Raw genomic sequence first — 21,733 nt, 5'->3', positions numbered from 1 at the left:
GGTACGCACATGACGCAATGGCTCTCCCGTTCGACCAGGATCGGTTACGTCCTGGTCATTCTCCTGGTGGTGGCAACAGCCATCCTGCTGGCCTGGCAGCATTTCGGGATGACGCGCACCCTCGAGATCTCCCCGCAGCATCCGCATGGCGCCAGGGTGACCGACGACCGCGACAACACGCGCGGCAACAGCGCGAACGGCAATTCGGTCGCGTCGCTGACCGTCACGAAGGATGCGTTCATCATGCGCTGCTACCTGGGCGCCGCCGCGACCTACCCGTACTGCAAGCTGCAATTCCAGATGGGCGACCCGGTCAAGGGCATCGACATGTCCGGCTACGACACGATCGCGTTCGACCTGCGCTATACGGGCCGCGGCTGGCACGTCCTCAAGCTCCACCTGATGAATTTCGAACCGGAATTTTCGACGCTGGAGGACTGGAATTCGCAGCGATTCAACGAGTTGCTGATCAACGTACCCGCCCAGGCCGAATTCACCGCGCCGATGCATGCCGTGCGCACCGCCGACTGGTGGCATTTCTCGCGCCGGATCCCGCTGTCGAAAAGCTATGTCCGCCTCGACCACGTGACGACCGTGGAATTGGCGACGGACAACTATAACGACACGGGACAAGTCGTCACGGTCGAGCTGAGGAAGATCGAGTTCCGCGGCAAATGGATCTCGCGGGCCACGCTGATGAGTTGGCTGGTGTTCGTGTGGATCGTGTGCGGCGTCATCGGCCTGTCGCTGGGTCTGCTGCACTACCGGTCCGGCCTGCAGGCCAACAAGACACGCGTGGAGCAACTGGCCGCCATCGACCGCGAGCGCAAGGAAGCCGAAGCGGCCCGTGAGACGGCGCTGGCCGAGGCCGTCGCGCTGGCGCGCCAGCGCAGCCAGTTCCTCGCGCAGATGAGCCACGAATTGCGCACGCCGCTCAATGCCATCATCGGCTATGCCGACCTGCTGGGACGCGACCGCGACCACCTGTCCGAACGGCTGGCCTCGGGCCTGGCCACGATCCACGAGAGCGGCCAGCATCTGCTCACGCTGATCAACGACATCCTCGACCTCGCGCGGGTCGAAGCCGGCAAGATGGTGCTGCACCCGGCCGCCGTCCATCTCGAGACGTTCCTGCAAGTGCTGGCGAACATCATGCGGGTCAAGGCGGAAGAGAAAGGCCTGGGATTCAGCTACGAGCTCGCCCCCGGCCTGCCGGCCGCGGTGACGATCGACGAGACGCGGTTGCGCCAGGTGCTGCTCAACCTGCTGGGCAATGCGGTGAAATTCACCGATACCGGCAAGGTCTCGCTGCGGGTGCTGCCGGCCGCATCGGCCGGCGCGCCGGACAGCGCGCGGCTGCGCTTCGAAGTGGCCGACAGCGGCATCGGCATGGATACGCAACAGCTCGGACGCATCTTCCAGCCGTTCGAACAGGTGGCGGCCGCGCAGCGGCGCGAAGGCGGCACGGGCCTGGGCCTGGCCATCAGCCAGCAACTGGTGCAGCTCATGGGCGGTCATATCGACGTGGTCAGCGCGCCCGGCAAGGGCAGCACGTTCTCGTTCGAGATCGACGTGCCGGTGGCCGCCGCCGCGCCGGCGGTCGTGGCGCCGCACGACACCGTGGTCGGCTACGAGGGCGAGCGCAAGCGGTTGCTGATCGTGGACGACGTGCCGCAGAACCGCGCGATGCTGCAGGACCTGTTGCAGGAGACCGGTTTCAACGTCGCCGCGGCGACGAACGGGCTAGAATGCCTGGTCCTGCTCGACAGCTTCAGGCCCGACCTGATCCTGATGGACGTCATGATGCCGGTGATGGACGGGAACGAGACTACGCGGCAGATCCGTCACATGCCGGGCTGGGGCAACGTCCCGATCATCGCGGTGACGGCCAGCGCCAGTCCGGACGACGAACGCAAGAGCCGCGACGCCGGTGCCGACGCCTTGATCGCCAAGCCGGTCGACCACGACCTCCTGCTGCGCACCATCGGCAGGCTGCTGGCGCTGCAGTGGATCACCGGAGAGCCGACGTCCGAGGGCGGCGACGACGCCGCGCTGGCCGTCCCGCCGGCCGACGAGATCGAGGCGCTGTGGCAGCTGGCGCAGATCGGCAGCATGCGCGAGATCCGCGCGCGGGCCGCCTACCTGCGCGGGCTCGATCCTGCCTATGCGCCGTTCGCGAACCGCCTGGACACGCTGGCGCAGGGCTACCATTCGAAGCAGCTGGCGGCCTTCGTGGCGCGCTTCCGGACCGGGGACGCGGCCCGCCGGCAGGACGATTTCCAATCGATGCGAACATGATCCAATGGCTCTCCCGCGCGACCAGGATCGGTTACGCCCTGGTCATCCTCCTGGTGCTGGCGACCCCGGTCCTGCTGGCCTGGCAGCACTATGGCATGACGCGCACCCTCGAGATCTCCCCGCGGCATCCGTATGACGCCGCAGTGACCGACGACCGCGTCCTGCCGCGCGGGAACCCGGCGCCGGGCAATTCGGTCGCGGCGCTGGCCGTCACGCAGGATGCCTACATCCTGAGTTGCCAGATGGGGAAGGCGGCAAGGTATCCGAATTGCGCCATCCGGTTCCGGCTGGGCGACCCGGGCCAGGGCATCGACATGTCCGGGTTCGACACGGTCACGCTCGACGTGCGCTATACGGGCCCCGGCCGCCATGTCGTCAAGCTTCACCTGCTGAATTTCGAACCGGAGTTCTACGTGCCGGGCCAGTGGGATGCGCAGCGCTTCAATGAAGCGCTGATCGATATTCCGGCCCAGTCCGAAGTCACGATCCCGCTGCATGCCTTGCGCACCGCCGACTGGTGGCACTTCGCGCGCCGGATCCCGTTATCGAAGAGCTATGTCCGCCTCGACCACGTGACGACCGTGGAACTGCAGGCGGACGACGCCAGCGCCGCGGGCCACGCCATCACGGTCGAAGTCCGCAGGATCGAATTTCGCGGAAAATGGATCGCCAGGACGACGCTGCTCGGCTGGCTGATGGCCGCATGGACAGGCTGCGGCATGCTCGGGCTGTCGCTCGGCCTGCTGCACTTCCGGTCCGGCATGCAGGCCAGCAGGACGCGCCTCGAACAGCTGGCCGCCATCGACCGCGAACGCAAGGAAGCCGCGGCCGCGCGCGAGACGGCGCTGGCGGAGGCCGTCGCGCTGGCGCGCCAGCGCAGCCAGTTCCTCGCGCAGATGAGCCACGAATTGCGCACCCCGCTCAACGCCATCATCGGCTACGCCCAGCTGCTGGGACGCGATTGCCACGACCTCACCGAACGCCAGTCGGCCGGCCTGGCGACCATCCGCGAGAGCGGCCAGCATCTCCTCACGCTGATCAACGACATCCTCGACCTCGCGCGGGTCGAAGCCGGCAAGATGGTGCTGCACCCGGGCCCCGTCCATCTCGACACGTTTGTCCAGGTGCTGGCCAACATCATGCGCGTCAAGGCCGAGGAGAAAGGCCTCGCGTTCAGCTGTGAGCTTGCCCCCGGCCTCCCGGCCGCAGTGACGGTCGACGAGACGCGCCTGCGCCAGGTGCTGCTCAATTTGCTGGGCAATGCGGTGAAGTTCACCGACAGCGGCAGGGTCGCGCTGCGGGTGCTGCCGGCTGCGCCGGCTGCCGCGCCGGACAGCGCGCGGCTGCGCTTCGAAGTGGCCGACACCGGCATCGGCATGGGCACCCAACAGCTGGCGCGCATCTTCCAGCCGTTCGAACAGGTGGCGACGGCCCAGCGGCGCGAGGGTGGCACGGGCCTGGGCCTGGCCATCAGCCAGCAACTGGTGCAGCTCATGGGCGGCCATATCGACGTGGTCAGCGAACCCGGCAAGGGGAGCACGTTCTCGTTCGAGATCGACGTGCCGGTCGCCGCCGCCGCGCCGGTGCTCGTGGCACCGCACGAGACCCCGAAAGCCTACGAAGGCGAGCGCAAGCGGTTGCTGGTCGTCGACGACGTGCCCCAGAACCGCGCGATGCTGCTGGACCTGCTGCATGAGACCGGCTTCATCGTCGCCGCCGCCACAAACGGACTCGAATGCCTGGTCCTGCTCGACAGCTTCAAGCCGGACCTGATCCTGATGGACGTCATGATGCCGGTGATGGACGGTAACGAGACGACGCGACAGATACGCCACATGCCGGGCTGGAGCGACGTCCCGATCGTTGCGGTGACCGCGAGCGCCAGCCAGGATGACGAACGCAAGAGCCGCGACGCCGGTGCCAGCGCCTTTCTCGCCAAGCCGGTCGACCACGACCTCCTGCTGCGCACGATCGGCAGGCTGCTGGCCCTGGAGTGGACCACCGGGCAGCCGACACCCGAGGGCGGCGATGAAGCCGCGATGACCGTCCCGCCGGCCGACGAGATCGAAGCGCTGTGGCAGCTGGCGCAGATCGGCAGCATGCGCGAGATCCGCGAGCGGGCCGCCTACCTGCGCGGGCTCGACCCGGCCTATGCGCCGTTCGCGAACCGGCTGGACACGCTGGCGCAGGGCTACCATTCGAAGCAACTGGTCGCCTTCGTGGCGCGCTTCCGGAACAATTCCGAGAAAGTGCTGGACGACCGGTCGGTCTAGGGCTGCAGTGGCCCCATGAACGCGGCACCACTCCCCCTCCTCCGGGGCAGGCTCGTATATCCTCGCGACCGGCCAGCCAGACAGATGCTCCACCTTGCTTCAGACGTCGACGATCTCCAGGCACTTGCGGATGCTGGCGACCTTGTCGCGGCCGGCCGCCGGCGTCCATTCGTGGCTGACGAAGCCGTCGTAGCCCAGCTCCGCGATCGTGCGCGCGAGGAAGCGGTAGTTAATCTCCTGCGTCTCGTCGATCTCGTGCCGGCCCGGCACCCCGCCCGTATGGAAGTGTCCGATCCAGCCGATGTTCTTGCGCAGGAAGTTCGTGATGTTCCCATCCATGAGTTGGGCATGATAGAGGTCCACGAGCAGCTTGACGCGCGGCGAATTGACCCGCGTGACCACGTCCAGCCCCCACTCCAGGTGATCGAACATGCTCCCCGGCGGATCGGGTGGACCGCCGGGATGGCCGCTGTTGATATTCTCGATCACGAGCGTGACACGGCGCGCCTCCGCGTGCGTGCGCACGCGTTCGAGGAAAGCGATGGCGTTGACCTTGCCCTCCTGGTAGCCGAGCTTGTCGCGTTCGCCGCAAGTCAGGATGATGGACGGAAATCCATGCGCGGATGCCGTATCGATACGCTCGTGCACGGCGGCTTCGAAGGCGCCATTCGCATCCGGCGTGCCGATTGCATTCCAGCCCGACGGCCCGGCCGGCGGTCTCCCCGGCTTCGAGGTGCCGCCGCCGTGATCAACCCGCAACAGCGAGACGATCAACCCGTATTTCTTGAGCGTCGGCCAATCGGCCGGGTCGCTCGCGAAATCCAGCCCGTGCGCCCCGACGGCGACCGCGAGACGGCACGTGTCTTCGATCGTCGACTCGAACAAATGCGGGGTCAGTCCCTGGCGCAGGCGCCCCCGCAATGGTGGAAACGCCGGGTAGCCGGTCGGCGCGGCGCGCGCCGGGCGCGGCACGAGCACCGCCGCCGCCCCGAGCGTCGCCAGCGACAGCGTAAAGCCGCGGCGGGACGTCACGTCATTCATCGTATCTCCTCGTATCGAATTCCTGGCGTATCACCGCCTGTTCGATCGCGCCGAATGGCGCGTCGCCGTTTGCATTACGCGCACACATGCGCACGCGGTCGAGGAACCGCATGAAGCCCGTGCGCGGCTCGCCGTGATCGATGATCTCGATGACGCGGCGCTCCGCGATGCAGGCCGAGCCCACGGCGCGGTCCGCATTCGACACGGTGCCCGAGCCGACGATCGTGCCGGCGCCCAGCCTGCGCGTGCGCGCCGCGTGCGCGACCAGTTCGCCGAAGCCGAAATTCATCTCGCGGCCGTTCGGGTGCCCGAACGGTGCGCCGTTCCATTCGACCTGCAAGTCCAGGTGCACGCGGCCATCGCACCAGGCACCACCCAACTCGTCCGGTGTGACGGCCACGGGCGCGAAGCTCGTCGACGGCTTCGCCTGCAGGAAGCCGAAGCCGCTCTTCATTTCGCGCGGCCCCAGCGCGCGCAGGCTCCAGTCGTTCAGCTGCACGACGAGCCGCACGGCCGCCAGCGCCTGCGCGGGCGTCGCGCCCATCGGCACCTTGTCGACGATGACACCGAACTCGCCTTCGAAGTCGATTCCGAGCGCCTCGTCCGGCAGGGGTACCTCCTCGTGCGGACCGAGGAAATCGTCGGACGCGCCCTGGTACATCACGGGCACCGTGTCGAAATCAGGGATGGGCGGCGTGTTGAATGCGCGCTCCATCAACCGGCCGTGGTTCAGGAACGCGGACGCGTCGCACCACTGGAAGGTGCGCGGCAGCGGGGCCATGCAGCGCTGCGGTTCGAAGTCGACGCTGCCGGTGGCCGTGTCCGCGTTCAGCATGTCGGACAGGCGTTGCAGTGTCTGCGCGGCGCTGTCCCAGCGTTCCAGCGCGATGAGGAGATTCGGCGCGATCGTGCCCGCGTCGACGGCCCGGCGCAGGTCGCGCGATACGACCATCAGGCGCCCGTCCGGCGAGCCGTCGCGGTAGGTGGCGAGTTTCATTCCATCCCCCTCAACCGCGCGGCAACGCGAGCAGCGCGTCGTCGACGATCGCCACGGCGCGCGTCCACCCGGCCGAACCAGCACGGACCTTGTGCGGGAAACAGGACACATAGAAACCGTGACCCGGCAGGGCTTCCAGATTGTGCAGCTTCTCAAGGTGGCAGTACCCGATGTCGCGGCCGGCCTTGTGGCCTTCCCAGATCAGCGACACGTCGCCCGTCTCGGCGATCTTCTGCGCCGTGTACGAGAACGGCGCATCCCAGCTCCACGCATCCGTACCGGTGAGTCGCACGCCCCGCTCCAGCAGGTACATCGTCGCTTCGTAGCCCATGCCGCAGCCCGCCGACACATAGTCGTTGTGGCCGTAGCGGCTGCCCGCGCGCGTGTTGACCATGACGATGTCCAGCGGCTGCAGGTCGTGGCCGATGCGCTGCAATTCTGCTTCCACGTCGGCCGCGGTGGCGACATACCCGTCCGGGAAATGGCGGAAATCCAGCTTCACGCCGGGCTGGAAGCACCATGCCAGCGGCACCTCGTCGATGGTGATCGACTTCTTCTTTTCCCCTGTCTTCGCATCCATCGTGGAATGAAAATGGTAAGGGGCGTCCAGGTGGGTGCCGCTGTGCGTCGTCATCGTGACCCATTCGGCGGCGGCCGCCTCGCCGTCCGGGTAGTCCGCCGGCGTCGTGCCGGGGATCATGGCCATGAACTCGTGCAGCGTGTCCTGGTGCTTCTGGTAGGTGATCTTCGGCGCCAGCGGCGGCGGGTCGGACAGGACTTCGTTTTCCAGGTAGATCGACAGGTCGATGAATTGGCGGGTCATGGTGTCTCCTCAGATGGGTGCCGCGAGCGCGCCCAGCGTGGCGCGCATGATGCGGGCATGTTCTTCCTTGTCGCCGCCGGCGATCTCGATCTCGCCCAGGCGGCCCGAGTTCTGCACGACCATGCGGCAGCGCTCCCAGCGCCTTGCCAGATAGCGGTCCAGCGCCTGGTCGATGCTGCCGGCTTTCGACAGCTCGTCGGCCAGCACGAGCGCGTCCTCGATGCCAATGCAGGCGCCGGACGCCATGTGCGGCGTCGTCGCGTGCACGGTGTCGCCGATCAGGACGACGCGGCCCTTGTACCAGGGGCTCGGCATCAGCAGGCTTTCCAGCGGGCGGTAGATGATCTGCGAGTCTTCGTCCAGCTGCTCGCGCACGCGCTGCAGGCGCGGGTCGGGGAAAGGCGCCAGCAGCGCTTTTACGCGCGCCAGGAATCCGGATGGGTCGATGTAGTCGTTCGTCTCGCGGTCTTCCGTCACGAACAAATACATCTCGTCTTTGGACACCGGGTTCAGGCCCGGCTTGATCTTCGGCCCGAGCCACATCATCGTGCCGTTGATGTCGGCGGGACGCGGCAGCACGGCGCGCCAGACGCCCTGCCCGCTGTAGCGCGGCTTCGGCGCATCCGGGAACACGGTCTCGCGCACTTTCGAATACAGGCCGTCGGCGCCGATCACGAGGTCGTAGCGGCCCGTGGTGCCGTCCGTGAACGTGACGTCGACCCCGCCTGCATCCTGCTCGATCCGGGTGAACGTGCAGCCCAGGCGCACGTTCGCGCCGGACTTGCGCGTGGCGTCGGCCAGGATGCGGGCCAGCACCGGGCGCATGATCGCGCCGTTGCCCGGGACGTCCGGGCCCGCGAGGCGCGGCGTCGGCAGTTCGGCAACCTTCTGGCCGGTCGGGATGTGGATCTCGACGCCGTCGGACGCCGCGCCCTCGGCGAGGAATTCGTCGATGACGCCCAGTTGCACGAGCGCGCGCATCGTCGCGCCGCCCAGGCTGATGCCGGCGCCGTACGAGCGCCAGCCGGGGTCGATCTCGGCCAGGTCGACGGCGATGTCCCGCCTGCGCAATTCGATGGCGGCGGCCATGCCGGAAAAGCCGCCGCCGATGATCAGAACCTTGTTGACTGGCGCTGCCATGTCATGTCTCCCGTATGTGGATCTCGTTATCCCGGACGTCGAGGACGACCGGCTGCAGGCGCTGTCCCAGGCACGGCCCCAGCGTGCAGATGCCCGTCGCGATGTCGAACTGGGCGCCGTGGGCCGCACACACGATGCGGTCGCGCGCGGCGTTCAGGTATGCGTCCTTGCGCCAGGCCATCGGCGTGCCGCCGTGGTGCGGGCAGGCGTCGCGCCAGGCGTACAGACGCTCGCCTCGGCGCACCACGACTACCGTGTCCTGGCCGGTGCGCGCCGGATCGAAGCCGCGCGACCCGCCGTCCGGCACGTCCACGAGCCGGCACAGGAACACGTCAGTGCCGCTCACCGGCACCGGCCGCACCGGGCGGCGGACCGCCCGCTCCGGGTGGTGGCCCACCCGGAGCCCATTTGTCGCGCTGCTGGAACAGGAACAGCTGCGACGCATCGGCGCTCATCGGGATCGCACGTGCCGTCCACCGGTCGTCGTGCAGGTCCATGTCCGCGTCGTACTCGACGTGGCAGCCGAGCGGACTGTTGAAGTACCAGAACCAGTTCGAGCCCATCTTGTGGCGGCCCGGGCCCCAGAACGACTGGTAGCCCTTGTTCACAAAGCGCGTGCCGGCCTGCAGGACTTCCGTCGGGCCGCCCATGTGGAACGTGAAGTGTTCGCACCCCTTCATGAACGGCGGCGTCTGGATCAGGAACAGCGTGTGATGATCAATCGTGCCGGCGGGCTTCAGGAACGGTCCCGCGCCCAGCAGGCGGTCGGTGCAGGCAAAGCCCAGGCGCTCGACGTAGAACGCCTCCGCCTTCGCCGCATCCGGCACGAAGTAGACGACGTGCGACAGGGTGCGCGGCCGGGCCGGCGCGTTCTCGTCGACGGCCGTGTGGTTGACGGGCCGGTTCGGCGCGCCGGGCGCGTTCACGGCTTCCGCCGGAAGGTCCAGCGGACGGCGCACGGTCACCTGGAAGCCGAGCACGAAGCCCATGTCGTCGACAGTCTCCAGGCTGCCGTCGGGGAGCGTGCGCACGTCGCGGTCTCGCTGCAGCTCCGCGGTGATGGCGGCGAGCGCCTGCGTATCGGCGACGCCGTAGACCGTCTTGCGCAACATGCTCGCGGTACCGAGGCCTGCGGCCAGCGTGGCATCGTCCTTGTGCCTGATGACGATCGCGGTGCCATCCAGCGCTTCGAAGCGGCCGCCTTTATCGTCGACATCGACCGGTTCCAGGCCGTAATCGATAAGGTATTGCGCGCATGCGGCGACGTCGTCCACGCCGAAGACCAGCGCGTCGGGTCCGATGATGTTCATGTGATTCTCTCTGTCTTGTCGTGGTTCAGAGGGCGGTGCGGCCGCCCAGGGTTTCGGCCACCCAGTCGGCGATGTAGGCGCCGGCATTGGCCGAGTTGTCGAAGCTGGAGTGCTGCACGCCGCCTTCGCGTTCCGTGAACACCTTCAGTTCGCGCTTCGGGCTGTTGACGAGCTGCTCGTACGTGCGCTCGGCCCATTGCAGCGGGATCTGGGAATCCTTCTGGCCGTGCGTGACGAGGAACGGCACCTTGATGCGGTCCAGGATGCCGTCCAGGTGGACGTGTTCCGCAATCCGCATGAATTCGACCATGTCCTTCGCGCCCCACACCCAGCGCACGTGCTCCCAGTAGTGCGGCACAGGGAAGCTGCCCTCTTTCGCGAGGCGCTTCTTTTGCACGTCGCGCCAGTCGTGGCTCGCGCCCCACACGACACCCATGGCGAAACGCGGCTCGAACGCGACGGCGCGCGGGCAGTAGTAGCCGCCCAGCGACACGCCTTCCACGCCGATGCGCTTCGGATCGATATCGGCCCGCGTTTCGAGCCAGTCGACGACCTTGCTCGCCCAGCGCTCACTGTCGTACACCGCATGCATGCCGTGCAGGCGCAGCGCCTCGCCGGTGCCCGGCTGGTCGATGACGAGCGAGGACACGCCGCGCTTCGCCAGCCACGCCGGCAGGCCGACCCGGTACTTCATCTCCTTGGTCGAATCGAGGCCGTTGACCTGGACGAGGATCGGTGCCGGCCCCTCCACGCCCTCGGCCCGCACGTACAGGCCGGCGATGTGCGCGTCGCCGTACGGGATCTCGACCCGCTCGCAGTTCTCGCCCGACAGCTTGACGCCGCGGGCAAAGACGTCGAGGAACCGTCGATACAGTTCGATCCGGCCCGGCGCGCCATGCGCCTGCAGGCGTTCCGCCGTGAGCAGGTAGATCGCGGCGCGGTTGTACTTGTCGCCGGCGGAGATCAGGCGGCCGCGCGCCTCGTCCTCTTCGGCCAGGCCGCACAGCTTGTCGGCCATCTGCGACCAGGTCTCGCGGAAGGCCTTCGTGCCGGCGGCGTCGGGCTGCTTCGCCGCCTCCTGCAGCGGCGCGCACATCGCTTCGATCTCGCCGATCCGGGCACCCATCTCGATCGCGAGATCGACCGAGAGGTTCCAGACGTAGTTGGTGGGGAAATACTTGAACATGCTCGGTACCCGTGAAATCAGAAGTTGTAGCCGACACGCACGCCGTAGGTACGCGGATCGCTGATGAAGAAGCCGCCTGGCACCCGGCTCTCGATCTTGATCGTGTCCTCGATGTTGCGGACATAGCCCTGCACCGTCCAGTGGCCGCCGCCGTCCGTCCAGGTGACCGACGCGTCCGACTTATGCGTGGCCGGCTGGCGGTAGCGCACGTTCGCGTGCAGGTCGCTGATCAGGTAGGCGCCCATGAAGTGCGTCCCGACGGTGGCCGCCACCTCGCCGCCGTTCGCGACCGCGAAGTGGTGCGTGTACGCGAGGTTCGCGGTGGAGATCGGCGCACGGTCAAGATGCTGGCCCGAGTAGTCGACCGTGGCGGACGGCTTGTAGTTCTTGAACTGCGCATCCGTGAGCGACAACGAGCCGCGCAGTTCGCCGTCGTCGCCGACGCGGACCTTGCCTTCCAGTTCGACACCGTCGACCTTCGAGTTCGCCGCGTTCACCGTGTACGAATCGCAGGTGCTCGGGTCGTTGGTGCGGCACGACGTCGTCGTCAGCTGCTGGTCCTTGTAGTCGTAGTGGAAGACGTTGGCGGCGACCTGCAGCGTGTTGTCGAAGAAGCGACCCTTCACGCCCGCCTCGTAGGCGCGCAGCGTCTCCGGCTTGTACGAACCCGCGGCCTTGGCGCTGTTGAAGCCGCCCGCCTTGTAGCCCGTCGACACGTTCGCGTACACCATCACGTTGCGCATCAGGTCATGATCGAGGCCGATCTTCCAGCTCGTATTCCGGAAGCTCACGTCGGCCGTGTAAGCCTGGTCGCTGAACGTGGAGCCCGGGTTCGCCGCGGCGCCCCCCAGCGGATCCTCGCCCGTCTTGCGGTCGCGGGTGCCGCGCAGGCCCAGGGTCAGGCGGGTGTCCGGTCGCAGGTCGTACGTCAGCTGGCCGAACGCCGCTTTCGAGTTGTTCGTGATGACGGAGTCGAACGGTTGCGTGACCGTGAAGCTGCCGAACGGCGCCGTGATGAACGTGTTGAAGCTGGCGTTGCGCTCGATCGTCTCGTCGAAGTAGTACAACCCGGCGACCCAGCGCAGCGGACCGGTGCCCGTCGAGTTGAAGCGCAGTTCGTGCGAGATCGCATGGCTGTTGCCCGACAACGGGTTGGTGAACGGGAAACCGAAGTAGATGCCGTTGTTGACCTGGTCGAGGTACAGGTTCATGCTGGCCAGCTGGTACGTCATGTCGACCGTGCCGACGCGCGTCTTGAATTCGCCGCGGAACGAATCGGCGCGGTTGTCGCGGTGCGCGTTCGCATCCTGCTTGAACAGCGCGGAGGCCGTGCGCTGCGTGTCGGAGCCGCGATCGACGTACACCGGGTGCTCGATGTTGTTGCCGGTGCCCGGGGGCGAGAACGGGAGATTCTCGACCATCGTGCCCGTGAAGAAGTTCGTGTTCGGTACCGGCGCCGGCGGAGCGCCCTGGATCTTGCTCGATTCCGCCGTCAGCAGCAGGCTCGTATCGGCGCTGAATTTGCCGAGCAGGTGGATGCGGGCCGATTTGTCGTCCTGGCTCTCCAGCGGCACCCTGTTCGGGCCCGGGTTCAGGTAGGTGTCGTGCTTTTGCGCGTTGACGGCGGCGCGCAGCGCCCACATGCCGTTGATCGGCACGTTGATCATGCCGTCGAGGCGGCGCGTGTTGTAGTTGCCGATGTCGACGCTGACGCTGCCTTCCAGCTTGTTGGTCGGCTTGTTCGTGATCAGGTTGATGGCGCCGGCCGTCGCGTTGCGGCCGTACAGGGTGCCTTGCGGACCGCGCAGCACTTCGATGCGGTCCAGGTCGAAGAACGCGGCCGTCTGCGCTTCGTAGCGCGGCACGTAGGCGCCGTCGATGTGGAAGGCGGCGGACGGGTCGCCCTTCTCCGTCATGTCCAGGCTCGTGACGCCGCGGATCGCCACCTGCAGCATGCCGCTCTCCTTCGAGATCTCGACGTTCGGCAGCATCTCGGCCATCGAACGGGCATCGGTGACGCCGGCGTCCTTCAGGTCTTCGCCGGACATCACGGACAGCGCGATCGGCGTCTTGCTGGCCGGCTGCGCGACCTTTTGCGCCGTGATGATCACTTCGGTGATCCCTTTCGACTTCACCGTGGGTGCGGCGTCGGTTTTCGGTGCATCCGTCTGCGCCAGGGCGGCGCTTGCGGCGGACAGGTAACCTGCCGCGAACAGGGATTGCGCGAGGACGGACAGCGTGGGGCTTTTCATTATGTGTCTCCAATTAATCCGGCAGTTCTGTGGGCTGCCGTGGGCTGATGTCATGCGAAAAATGGTATGTGTTTCCGGCCGTTTTCCCAATCCGATAATTTGGATTCGAGCTATCGATGGCATGGATATCGGGTCCTTGCTGCATCGACGCCGCGACGGTGCGGGACGAACCGTCGGGACGAGCGAACCCGCCGGGCGCGTCGCGCATGCCCGGTCGGATTCGCTTCACAACATGGATATCAGTGCGCCGGCAGCGGGACCCAGGCCCCGCCTTCGCACGACGACGCCTGCACCGTTTCGATGAACAGGACGCCGCGCAGGCCGTCGGCGATGGTCGGGAACCAGGCTTCGCCCGGATCGCTTCCGTCACGACGGGCCAGCAGGTGCCGCGCCACTTCCGTGTACAGCGCCGCGAACGCGTCGATATAGCCTTCCGTGTGGCCGGCGGGTACGCGGCTCAGGCGGCGCGCGGCGGGATGGGTGCCGGGGCCGTTGCGTTCGAGGATGCGGGTCGGCTCGCCCAGCGGCGTGTACAGGAGTTCATTGGGCTGCTGCTGGCGCCATTCGATGCCGCCGCGGCTGCCGAACACGCGGATCCGCAGATCGTTGGCGTGGCCCGGCGCAACCTGGCTGGCCCACAGCATGCCGCGCGCGCCGCCGGCGTAGCGCAGCATCACCTGCACGTCGTCGTCGATGGCGCGGCCAGGGACGAAGGTGTTCAGTTGCGCACACAGGGATTCCAGCGGCTGGCCGACGATCGTATCGGCCAGGTGCCACGCGTGCGAACCGATGTCGCCGATCGCACCGCCGCCCGCGCGCGCCGGGTCGGTGCGCCACGCGGCCTGCTTCTGGCCCGTCTGTTCCAGCGGTTCCGCCAGCCAGTCCTGGGCGTACTCCACCTGCACGACGCGGATGTCGCCCAGCTGGCCCACCTGCACCATCGCGCGGGCCTGGCGCACCATCGGGTACGCCGAATAGTTGTGCGTGACGGCGAAGATCAGGCCCTTTTCCGCCGCCAGCGCCTGCAATGCACGCGCATCGTCGCTGTTGGTCGTCACCGGCTTGTCGCAGATGACGTGGATGCCCGCTTCCAGGAACGCCCGCGCCACCGGCGCATGCATGTGGTTCGGCGTGACGATGCTGACGACCTCGATGCCGTCGTCGCGCGCCGCTTCCGCCCGCGCCATGTCCGCATAGTCGGCATGGACGCGGTCCGGATCGAGTCCGAGCGCGGCGCCCGAACGGCGCGACGTGTCCGCATTCGACGAGAACGCGCCGGCCACGAGCCGGTACCGATGGTCGAGCGCTGCCGCGTGGCGGTGCACGGCGCCGATGAACGCGCCCTCGCCGCCGCCGACCATGCCCAGGCGGATCATCGCGCACCTCCCGCGATGCCCAGCAGACGCGCATTGCGTTCGGCGTCGCCGGCGCTGCCCGCGAAATCGTCGAACGCCTTGTCCGTCACCCGGATGATGTGGTCGCGGATGAAGCGCGCCCCCTCTTCCGCGCCCTGCTCCGGATGCTTCAGGCAGCATTCCCATTCCAGCACGGCCCAGCCGGGGAAATCGTACTGCGCCAGCTTGCTGAAGATGGCCTTGAAATCGACCTGGCCGTCGCCCAGCGAGCGGAAACGGCCCGCGCGGTCGGCCCACGGCTGGTAGCCGGAGTAGACGCCCTGGCGCGCATCGGGACGGAACTCGGCATCCTTCACGTGCACGACCTTGATGCGGTCGCGGTAGCGGTCGATGAAGCCCAGGTAGTCCAGCTGTTGCAGCAGAAAATGCGACGGATCGTAGGCGATGTTCAGGCGCGGGTGGTAGTCGACGCGTTCGAGCAGCATCTCGAACGTGGCGCCATCGAACAGGTCCTCGCCGGGATGCAGCTCGAACGCGAGGTCGACGCCCGCGTCGTCGTAGCCGTCGAGGATCGGGCGCCAGCGGCGCGCCAGTTCGTCGAACGCCGTCTCGATCAGGCCCGCGGGACGCTGCGGCCAAGGGTACACGAACGGCCACGCGAGCGATCCGGAAAAGCTGATCGACGCCGTCAGGCCCAGGTTCGCGGACGCCTTCGCCGCCAGCAGCATCTGCTCGACGGCCCAGCGCTGGCGCGCCGCCGGGTTGCCGCGCAGCTCGGGCGGCGCGAAGCCGTCGAACGCTTCGTCGTAGGCAGGGTGCACGGCGACCAGCTGGCCCTGCAGATGCGTGCTCAGTTCCGTGATCGCGACGCCGCTTTCCGCCGCGATGCCGGCGATCTCGTCGCAATACGTTTTACTTTCCGCCGCGCGGGCCAGGTCGAACAGGCGGCGGTCGTTCGACGGCACCTGCACGCCCTGGTAACCGAGGCTGCCGGCCCAGCGCGTGATCGCCTTCCAGTCGTTGAACGGCGCTGTGTCGCCCGCGAATTGGGCGAGGAAGATCGCGGGTCCCTTGATCGTCGTGGCCATGACGCCTCCTTAATCGACAGCGAGTTCGGTCGTGCAGGACGTCACGGGGCTCCACGGCAGGTACGAGATGCGCAGCTGCACGGCGGCCGTGACGGTGTGCTTGCCGGGCGCGACGCTGCGCCCGGGCACGGAGACGTCGGCCACTTCGCCGAATTCCCAGCGCTCGTCGTAGGTCGTCTCCAGTTCGTCCAGGGTCCACGTCCTGCCGCGCACCGTGAAGCGCACGTCGTCGCGCGGCACCTTCTCGCCGTCCACGGTCAGCGCGATGTCTTCCACGGCCGACAGGACCTGGCCGCGGTAGTAAGGCAGGCGCACGCCGACGCGCCAGCCGGCGTCCCCGTCGTTGCGCAGCGAATCCGGATAGATGATGTGTTTGTCGTACATGCCATGCTCCTTATTGTTCGCCCAACAGGCGCTTGAACATCTCTTGCTGGCGCCGCACCTGCGCGCACCCATCTACTTGAAATGCGTCCTCGATGTGACGCTGGCCCTCGTATTCGCTGGACAGGTGGCCGTCGTAGCCGCCCTCGATCAGCACGGGAATGATTTCCTCGTATGGGATCGCAGGTTCCTTGCCCGTCTCGTCGATCTCGTAGAACTTGGCGTGGATGTGGAAGATCCATGGCATGAACTCCAGCATGCGGCGCGGGTTGCTCCAGATGTTGTGGCGCAGCGTCTCGGCCATCTGCAGGTCGACGGGATTGCCGCCCAGTTTGCGTACGTCCATGATCACGTAGTCCGGCAGCACGCGCGCTTCGTGCGCCTGCAGGATGAACTCGACGATCTTCGGCGTGGCGCCCATGCGCAGGAAGCGGTCGCGGAAGACGGGCGGGTAGTGTTTGATGTACATGCCCATGTCCGGCACATAGCCCACGTGGTTCGACCCGGTGGCGCGCGTGATCTCGGTGTAGCGCAGGATCCACGGGTGGTCGAAGTGGAACGGCGAGTGGACTTCGATGCCCATGCGGATGTCGAGCTTTTCCGCCAGCGGCACGCACGCGACGACGACTTCCGGCGGCGTGTTCACGATGATGCGCACGGTCGGGCAGCCGATGCGCTTGGCGAAATGCAGGTCGCGCTCCAGCGACGCGACCATCTCGTCGAAGTTCAGGCGGCGGTCCTTGTACAGCTTGATGTCCATGAACATGTCGTGGCACTGGGCGTACGCGTTGTGGCGGTCGAGCGAGGCGAACCAGGCGGCGACCTGCTCGTCCGGGACGTTCGGGAAGCCGGTGAAGGATTGTTCGCTGACGACTTCGATGCCGCGCGCGCCGAGGCCGGCGGCGTGGGCGATGCAGTCGTCGAGGGTCATCGTGCGCAGGAAGGTCTCGTACTGGTAGCTGTACAGCGAGACGCCTCGCTTGATGCGATGCTGGGTGGTCATGGGGGTCCTCGGTTGCTGGCGTAAAAATCGGTGGGTCTTACATGCCCGGTTGCGGGCGGGCGGCGCGGGCCGCACGGTAATGGAGCAGGCAGGCGCCGGCGGCGCACGCCGCCGCGATCAGGCCGAACGCCAGGAAGGCGACCTGCAGGCTGCCGACGGCGGCGCGCATCACGTTGACGACGGCCGGCGACAGGAATTGCGCGACGAAGAACGAGCTCGCCCACCAGCCCATGCCGCGGCCGCGGTGCTCGAACGAGAATTTGCTCTGGGCCCAGGCGATCAGCGCCGGCACGATCAGGCCATTGGCCAGTTGCTGGACGAACGCGAAGGCCAGCGCCACCTTGTAGTCCGGCGCGAGGCCGATGCCCGAAAGTCCGATCGCATAGCCGAGGAATACGAGGAAAATCTGCGTGCCGGCGCCGTAGCGCGTCGTCATCTTGAACAGGATCGCGCCCAGCGGCACGCCGATGCTCGGCAGCGCCATCGACAGGCCGATCGACTTCGGATCGCTGACGCCCAGGTCCTTCAGCAGCACGGAGAAGTTGATGACCTGGACATAGTAGATCGTCGACAGCAGGACGGTGACGCCGCAGACCGTCAGCGCGACGGCGTACGGGAACCGCGTCGTCGCGGCCTGCGCGGTGTGCGCCTGCCTGCGGCGGGGTTCGGGCTCGAACAGGAACGCGAGGCTGGCGAGCAGGATCGGGATCGCGACGCCGTACACGAGGAACGGGTATTGCCAGCCCTGCGCGGCGAGGAAGCCCGAGCTCGCGATGGTGACGGTGCCGAGCACCGAGCCGACGACGCCCTGGATCATCAGCCAGCGGTGGCGCGCCTTCTCCTCGAAATAGTCGGCCAGTAGCGTGTTCACGACCGTCAGTACGCCCGCTTCGCCGAAGCCGATCACGAAGCGGCCCGCGACGACGGCCCAGAAGTTATCGATGAAGAACGGCACCAGGCCGCCGGCGCCGTAGAACGCCATGGACCACAGCAGCAGCGGGCGGCGGCCGAAGCGGTCCGCGATGACGCCGGCGCCGGGCGCGAACAGGGCGATGCAGGCGCTGGGGGCGGTGATCAGCAGCGGGACCATCAGCGCGGCGTTCGGGACGTCCCGGAAGTGGCCCAGCAGCGTGGGAAGCGTGGGTGCGAGGGCGATGATCGCCATCACGGGCAGGAAGCCGGAGATCACGAGGATCCAGCCCTGGCGCCAGTCGGCCTGGCGTGGTTGGGAAAGGGTGTTGCGCATCGCGTGTCTCCTTGTCATTGGCTGCGGCTTTGCCGCCGCATCCTGTCTTGTGCAGGAAATAGAACCAGAATTATGATATCGACTTCTTTTCGTTTCCCCAAGCGAAAAATTGCGGGTGTTGGGTGATTGTTTGGATAGCTGCTATCGACAGCGTGGATACGCGGCCGGCTAGGCCCGCATCGCCTTCACGAGCCGGCCCGCGCCCAGTGCGCCGACGGCCAGGAGACCGAGCAGCAGCGGCAACACGTGCAGATAGGCACGCTGGTAGCCTCCCGTCGCCGTCGTATCCAGCCCGTGGAAAAACACGAGCCCCGCCAGCGCCACGCCGAACGCCGCCGCCACCTGCTGCACGGTCGTCAGCAGCCCGGCCGCCACGCCGGCCGACGCGACGGGCACGTCGCGCAACGTGGCGAACGACAGCTGCGGTCCGCACAGGCCCAGGCCGATGCCCATGCCGTACTGCGCCGCCAGCAGCAGCGGCCAGGACAGCGCGCCGTCCAGCGCGAACGCGCACAGGACGAGGCTTGCCGCCGACACCGCGATCCCCGCGAGCAGCGTACGTACGCCGATGCGCCGGTTCAGCCGCGGCCCCAGCAAGGTGATGCCGGTCATCGCGCCGAACGCGATCGGGGCGCAGGCGTACGCCATCTGCGCGGCTGTCAGCCCCCTGCCCGTCTGCAGCGCGAACGTCATCACGAGCAGGTAGCCCGGCATGATCGGGTTCACGCACAGGGTGCACAGCAGCCCGAGGCTCACCTTGCGGAGCCGGAACAGCGCGGGGTCGACGAGCGCGTCGCCGTGGCGCGCCTGGCGCTTCAGCAGGTGACGCCACGTGATCCAGCCCAGCGGCACGGCAGCCAGCAGCATCAGCACCAGCGCCGCCGGCCAGTCGCGGGATGGCCCCTCGATCAGGGGCGTCAGCAACGCGAACAGCACGACGACGGAGAGAGCGGCGCCGCGCAGGTCGACCGCGACCGGGTGCACGCCGCGGCCCGGCGGCAGCAACAGCGCGCCGGCGACGAGGCTGACGAGGCCCAGCGGCAGGTTGATGAGGAACGTGAGGCGCCAGCCGAGGCCGAGCCAGTCGGCGTCGATCAGCAGGCCGCCGACGATGGGACCCAGCGCGGCCGAGAAGCCGCCCAGGAAGCCGAACACGGTGTAGACCTTGTAGCGCTCCTCGGGCGGATACATCACCTGCACGAGCGCCATCACCTGCGGGACCATCAACGCGGCGCTGGCGCCCTGCAGCAGGCGCGCGACCTGCAGGCTCAGGGTATCCGGCGCGAGGCCGCACGCGACGGACGTCGCCGTGAACGCGGCGATCCCGGCCAGGAACATGCGGCGGTAGCCGTGGCTGTCGCCGAGCCGGCCGCCGACGATCAGCAGCACGGCGAACGCCGTCGCATACCCGGCGACGATCCATTCCAGCGCCGCCTTGGGCGCGTGCAGGGTGGCGCCGATGGACGGGACGGCGACGTTGACGATGGTCGTGTCGAGCAGGTCGATCACGAACGCGAGGGCGACGGCGATCAGCGCCAGCGTGCGGCGGCGGTGGCTATACGAGGCGGCGGCATGGTGCGCGCTGCCCTCCGCACTGGAAACGGCTTCATTCATTTTTCGATAGTCGGTGAGGTCAGACGCCGCGGGCGACGTCGACGAACAGGTCGCGCAGCCAGCGGATGGCCGGGTCGTTGTTGCGGTGGCGGTGCCATTGCAGCGATTGCACGAGGCGGGGAATGCGCGGCGGCGGTTCCCACACCCGGATCGGCAGGGCCTCCTGCGCGCGCAGGGCGATACGGCGGTGCACGGTGGCGATGCGGTCGGTGCCGACGACGAGCGACGGCAGCCCCGTCATCGTCGGCGCCGTCACTTCCACGCGGCGCTTGACGTCGTAGCTCTCGATGAACCAGCCGTCCAGGGTCGGCAACGGATTGGCGCTCGCGAACGTGGGAATCACGTGGCCGCACGACAGGTAATCGTCGAACGTGAGCTTGTCCTGGATGCGGCTGTGGCCCTCCCACGTCACGCACAGGTAGTCTTCCTCGAACAGCACGGCGGACGGGTGCTCCTTCGCGAGGTATTGCGACGGGATGACAAGGAAGTCGGCGTCGCCCTGCTCCAGCACGTCGGCCGGCTGGCGGTCGTACTGGTGGCGCAGGCTCACGCGCACGCCCGGCGCCTGGCGGTACAACGCCTCCAGCAACGGCGGGACCAGCACGGCCATCGTGTAGTCGGACACGAGGATCGTGAACGTGCGCGTTTCCGTGGCCGGATCGAACTGCGGCTGCGTGGCGATGGTGCTGTCGATGCGCATGAGGACTTCGCGTACCGGCTCGACCAGCTCCTTCGCGCGCGGCGTCAGCACGAGCTGGCGCCCGGAACTGACGAGCAGCTCGTCGTTGAAGTAGTCGCGCAGGCGCGCGAGCGCACTGCTCGTCGCCGACTGGCTCAGGTAGATCTTTTCCGCCGCGCGGCTGATGTTGCACTCGGTGAGGAGCGCGTTCAGCACGACCAGCAGGTTCAGGTCCAGTTTATTGAATCGCATCGCGCACCATCCGCCGTCGTTACGCCAGGCCCAGCGCGCGCCGGGTCAGCGCCAGCGATCCGGCATCGTCCACGCTCGGGAAGTATTCCAGGCCGACCAGGCCGTCGTAGCCTTTCGCGCGCAGCACGTCCATCACTGCCGGCCAGGCGATCGTGCCGGTGCCCGGCTCGTGGCGGCCCGGCGTATCGGCCACCTGCACGTGCGCGACGTAGCGCATGCGGTCCCCGATTGCTTCCGCCATGTCCTCGTTCGTCTGCGCCGCGTGATAGACGTCGGCCAGCAGGCGCAGGCCCGGGCTGTCGACGGCCGCGACGATGTCCAGGCCGCGGCCGATGGTGTCCACGAACATGCGCTGGCCGTGCAGCAGCATGTACACGGGTTCCAGCCACACCACGGTACCCGCTGCGTGGGCCATCTCCGCCGCGCGGCGCAAGACGCTCACGGCGGCGTCGAATTGCGCCTGCTCCGGCACATCCGGCCGCGTGAAGCCCGACGCCACGACCATACCGGCGCCGGAGAAGCGCTGCGCGACGGGGATCGCGTCGGCGATGGCGGCCAGCACCTTGTCGTGGTCGGCCGGGCCGACGAGGCTGCAGCGGGGCTCCACGCAAAAGCTCACGAGGCTCACGCCGGTGTCATCGAGGGCGCGTTCGATCGCGTCCAGGTCCTTCTCGCGCCACAGGTGGAATTCCACGCCCGGCACGCCGGCCGCGTGCGCGGCGCGGATGCGCGACGCGAGGTCGTCGTTCCCGTTCGTGAACATCCATTCGATACAGGCTGCAAAGGTCATATCAA

Annotated in this window: 18 protein-coding genes; 2 read left to right on the top strand and 16 right to left on the bottom strand. The window is 67.6% G+C overall.

Annotation, left to right across the window (positions count from 1 at the left end; translation table 11 throughout):
- Positions 1 to 9 precede the first annotated feature (9 nt).
- Complete coding sequence (locus ASD28_RS05995; RefSeq protein WP_056125343.1) at positions 10 to 2,298, top strand: ATP-binding protein; 2,289 nt, start codon at positions 10 to 12, stop codon at positions 2,296 to 2,298.
- On the top strand, positions 2,295 to 4,571 hold the full coding sequence (locus ASD28_RS05990) for an ATP-binding protein (protein WP_056125341.1): 2,277 nt from the start codon (positions 2,295 to 2,297) through the stop codon (positions 4,569 to 4,571). Before ASD28_RS05995 ends, ASD28_RS05990 begins: the two co-directional genes overlap by 4 nt.
- Positions 4,572 to 4,670: 99 nt before the next feature.
- On the opposite strand, the gene ASD28_RS05985 is transcribed toward ASD28_RS05990, so the two are convergent.
- The 16 genes from ASD28_RS05985 to ASD28_RS05910 all read right to left on the bottom strand — a co-directional run bounded on the left by ASD28_RS05985 (position 4,671) and on the right by ASD28_RS05910 (position 21,728).
- Positions 4,671 to 5,612, bottom strand: coding sequence for a TIM barrel protein (locus ASD28_RS05985; RefSeq protein WP_056125340.1), 942 nt, complete (start codon positions 5,610 to 5,612; stop codon positions 4,671 to 4,673).
- Positions 5,605 to 6,609, bottom strand: coding sequence for a fumarylacetoacetate hydrolase family protein (locus tag ASD28_RS05980; protein ID WP_056125339.1), 1,005 nt, complete (start codon positions 6,607 to 6,609; stop codon positions 5,605 to 5,607). Before ASD28_RS05980 ends, ASD28_RS05985 begins: the two co-directional genes overlap by 8 nt.
- Positions 6,610 to 6,619: 10 nt before the next feature.
- Positions 6,620 to 7,432 carry a cyclase family protein gene (locus tag ASD28_RS05975; RefSeq protein ID WP_056125338.1) on the bottom strand — a complete coding sequence of 271 codons (813 nt, stop codon included), beginning with the start codon at positions 7,430 to 7,432 and terminating at the stop codon, positions 6,620 to 6,622.
- A gap of 9 nt (positions 7,433 to 7,441) precedes the next feature.
- A complete protein-coding gene (locus tag ASD28_RS05970) occupies positions 7,442 to 8,572 on the bottom strand; it encodes an FAD-dependent oxidoreductase (protein WP_056125336.1) in 1,131 nt (376 codons plus the stop codon).
- 1 nt (position 8,573) lies between these two features.
- Positions 8,574 to 8,918, bottom strand: a complete 345-nt coding sequence (locus ASD28_RS05965; RefSeq protein WP_056125334.1) for a Rieske (2Fe-2S) protein — start codon at positions 8,916 to 8,918, stop codon at positions 8,574 to 8,576.
- Positions 8,905 to 9,882 (bottom strand): VOC family protein, encoded by a 978-nt coding sequence (locus ASD28_RS05960; protein WP_056125331.1) that lies wholly within the window; start codon positions 9,880 to 9,882, stop codon positions 8,905 to 8,907. The genes ASD28_RS05965 and ASD28_RS05960 overlap by 14 nt, the downstream gene beginning before the upstream one ends.
- A gap of 25 nt (positions 9,883 to 9,907) precedes the next feature.
- A complete protein-coding gene (locus ASD28_RS05955) occupies positions 9,908 to 11,068 on the bottom strand; it encodes a S9 family peptidase (RefSeq protein ID WP_056125329.1) in 1,161 nt (386 codons plus the stop codon).
- Positions 11,069 to 11,085: 17 nt separating this feature from the next.
- The gene (locus ASD28_RS05950) at positions 11,086 to 13,320 is read right to left on the bottom strand and encodes a TonB-dependent receptor (RefSeq protein WP_056125328.1); all 2,235 of its coding nucleotides are present in this window, start codon (positions 13,318 to 13,320) and stop codon (positions 11,086 to 11,088) included.
- A 239-nt stretch (positions 13,321 to 13,559) separates the two neighbouring features.
- Positions 13,560 to 14,696, bottom strand: coding sequence for a Gfo/Idh/MocA family protein (locus tag ASD28_RS05945; protein WP_056125325.1), 1,137 nt, complete (start codon positions 14,694 to 14,696; stop codon positions 13,560 to 13,562).
- Positions 14,693 to 15,763: a sugar phosphate isomerase/epimerase gene (locus tag ASD28_RS05940; protein WP_056125323.1), complete on the bottom strand. Its 1,071-nt coding sequence runs from the start codon at positions 15,761 to 15,763 to the stop codon at positions 14,693 to 14,695. Before ASD28_RS05940 ends, ASD28_RS05945 begins: the two co-directional genes overlap by 4 nt.
- Before the next feature lie 9 nt (positions 15,764 to 15,772).
- On the bottom strand, positions 15,773 to 16,147 hold the full coding sequence (locus ASD28_RS05935; RefSeq protein WP_056125321.1) for a DUF6379 domain-containing protein: 375 nt from the start codon (positions 16,145 to 16,147) through the stop codon (positions 15,773 to 15,775).
- A gap of 10 nt (positions 16,148 to 16,157) precedes the next feature.
- Positions 16,158 to 17,147, bottom strand: coding sequence for a sugar phosphate isomerase/epimerase (locus tag ASD28_RS05930; protein WP_056125319.1), 990 nt, complete (start codon positions 17,145 to 17,147; stop codon positions 16,158 to 16,160).
- 37 nt (positions 17,148 to 17,184) lie between these two features.
- On the bottom strand, positions 17,185 to 18,393 hold the full coding sequence (locus ASD28_RS05925; protein ID WP_056125316.1) for an MFS transporter: 1,209 nt from the start codon (positions 18,391 to 18,393) through the stop codon (positions 17,185 to 17,187).
- A 168-nt stretch (positions 18,394 to 18,561) separates the two neighbouring features.
- A complete protein-coding gene (locus ASD28_RS05920) occupies positions 18,562 to 20,007 on the bottom strand; it encodes an MFS transporter (RefSeq protein WP_056125315.1) in 1,446 nt (481 codons plus the stop codon).
- A 19-nt stretch (positions 20,008 to 20,026) separates the two neighbouring features.
- Positions 20,027 to 20,938 carry a LysR family transcriptional regulator gene (locus tag ASD28_RS05915; RefSeq protein WP_056125313.1) on the bottom strand — a complete coding sequence of 304 codons (912 nt, stop codon included), beginning with the start codon at positions 20,936 to 20,938 and terminating at the stop codon, positions 20,027 to 20,029.
- Positions 20,939 to 20,957: 19 nt separating this feature from the next.
- Positions 20,958 to 21,728: a TIM barrel protein gene (locus tag ASD28_RS05910; RefSeq protein WP_082577492.1), complete on the bottom strand. Its 771-nt coding sequence runs from the start codon at positions 21,726 to 21,728 to the stop codon at positions 20,958 to 20,960.
- Positions 21,729 to 21,733: the final 5 nt, after the last annotated feature.

It is taken from the genome of Massilia sp. Root133, from assembly GCF_001426525.1.
Classification (GTDB): Bacteria; Pseudomonadota; Gammaproteobacteria; order Burkholderiales; family Burkholderiaceae_D; genus Telluria; species Telluria orientalis.
The sequence above is the reverse complement of the archived record's forward strand: the minus strand, read 5'-3'. Positions and strand labels throughout refer to the sequence as shown.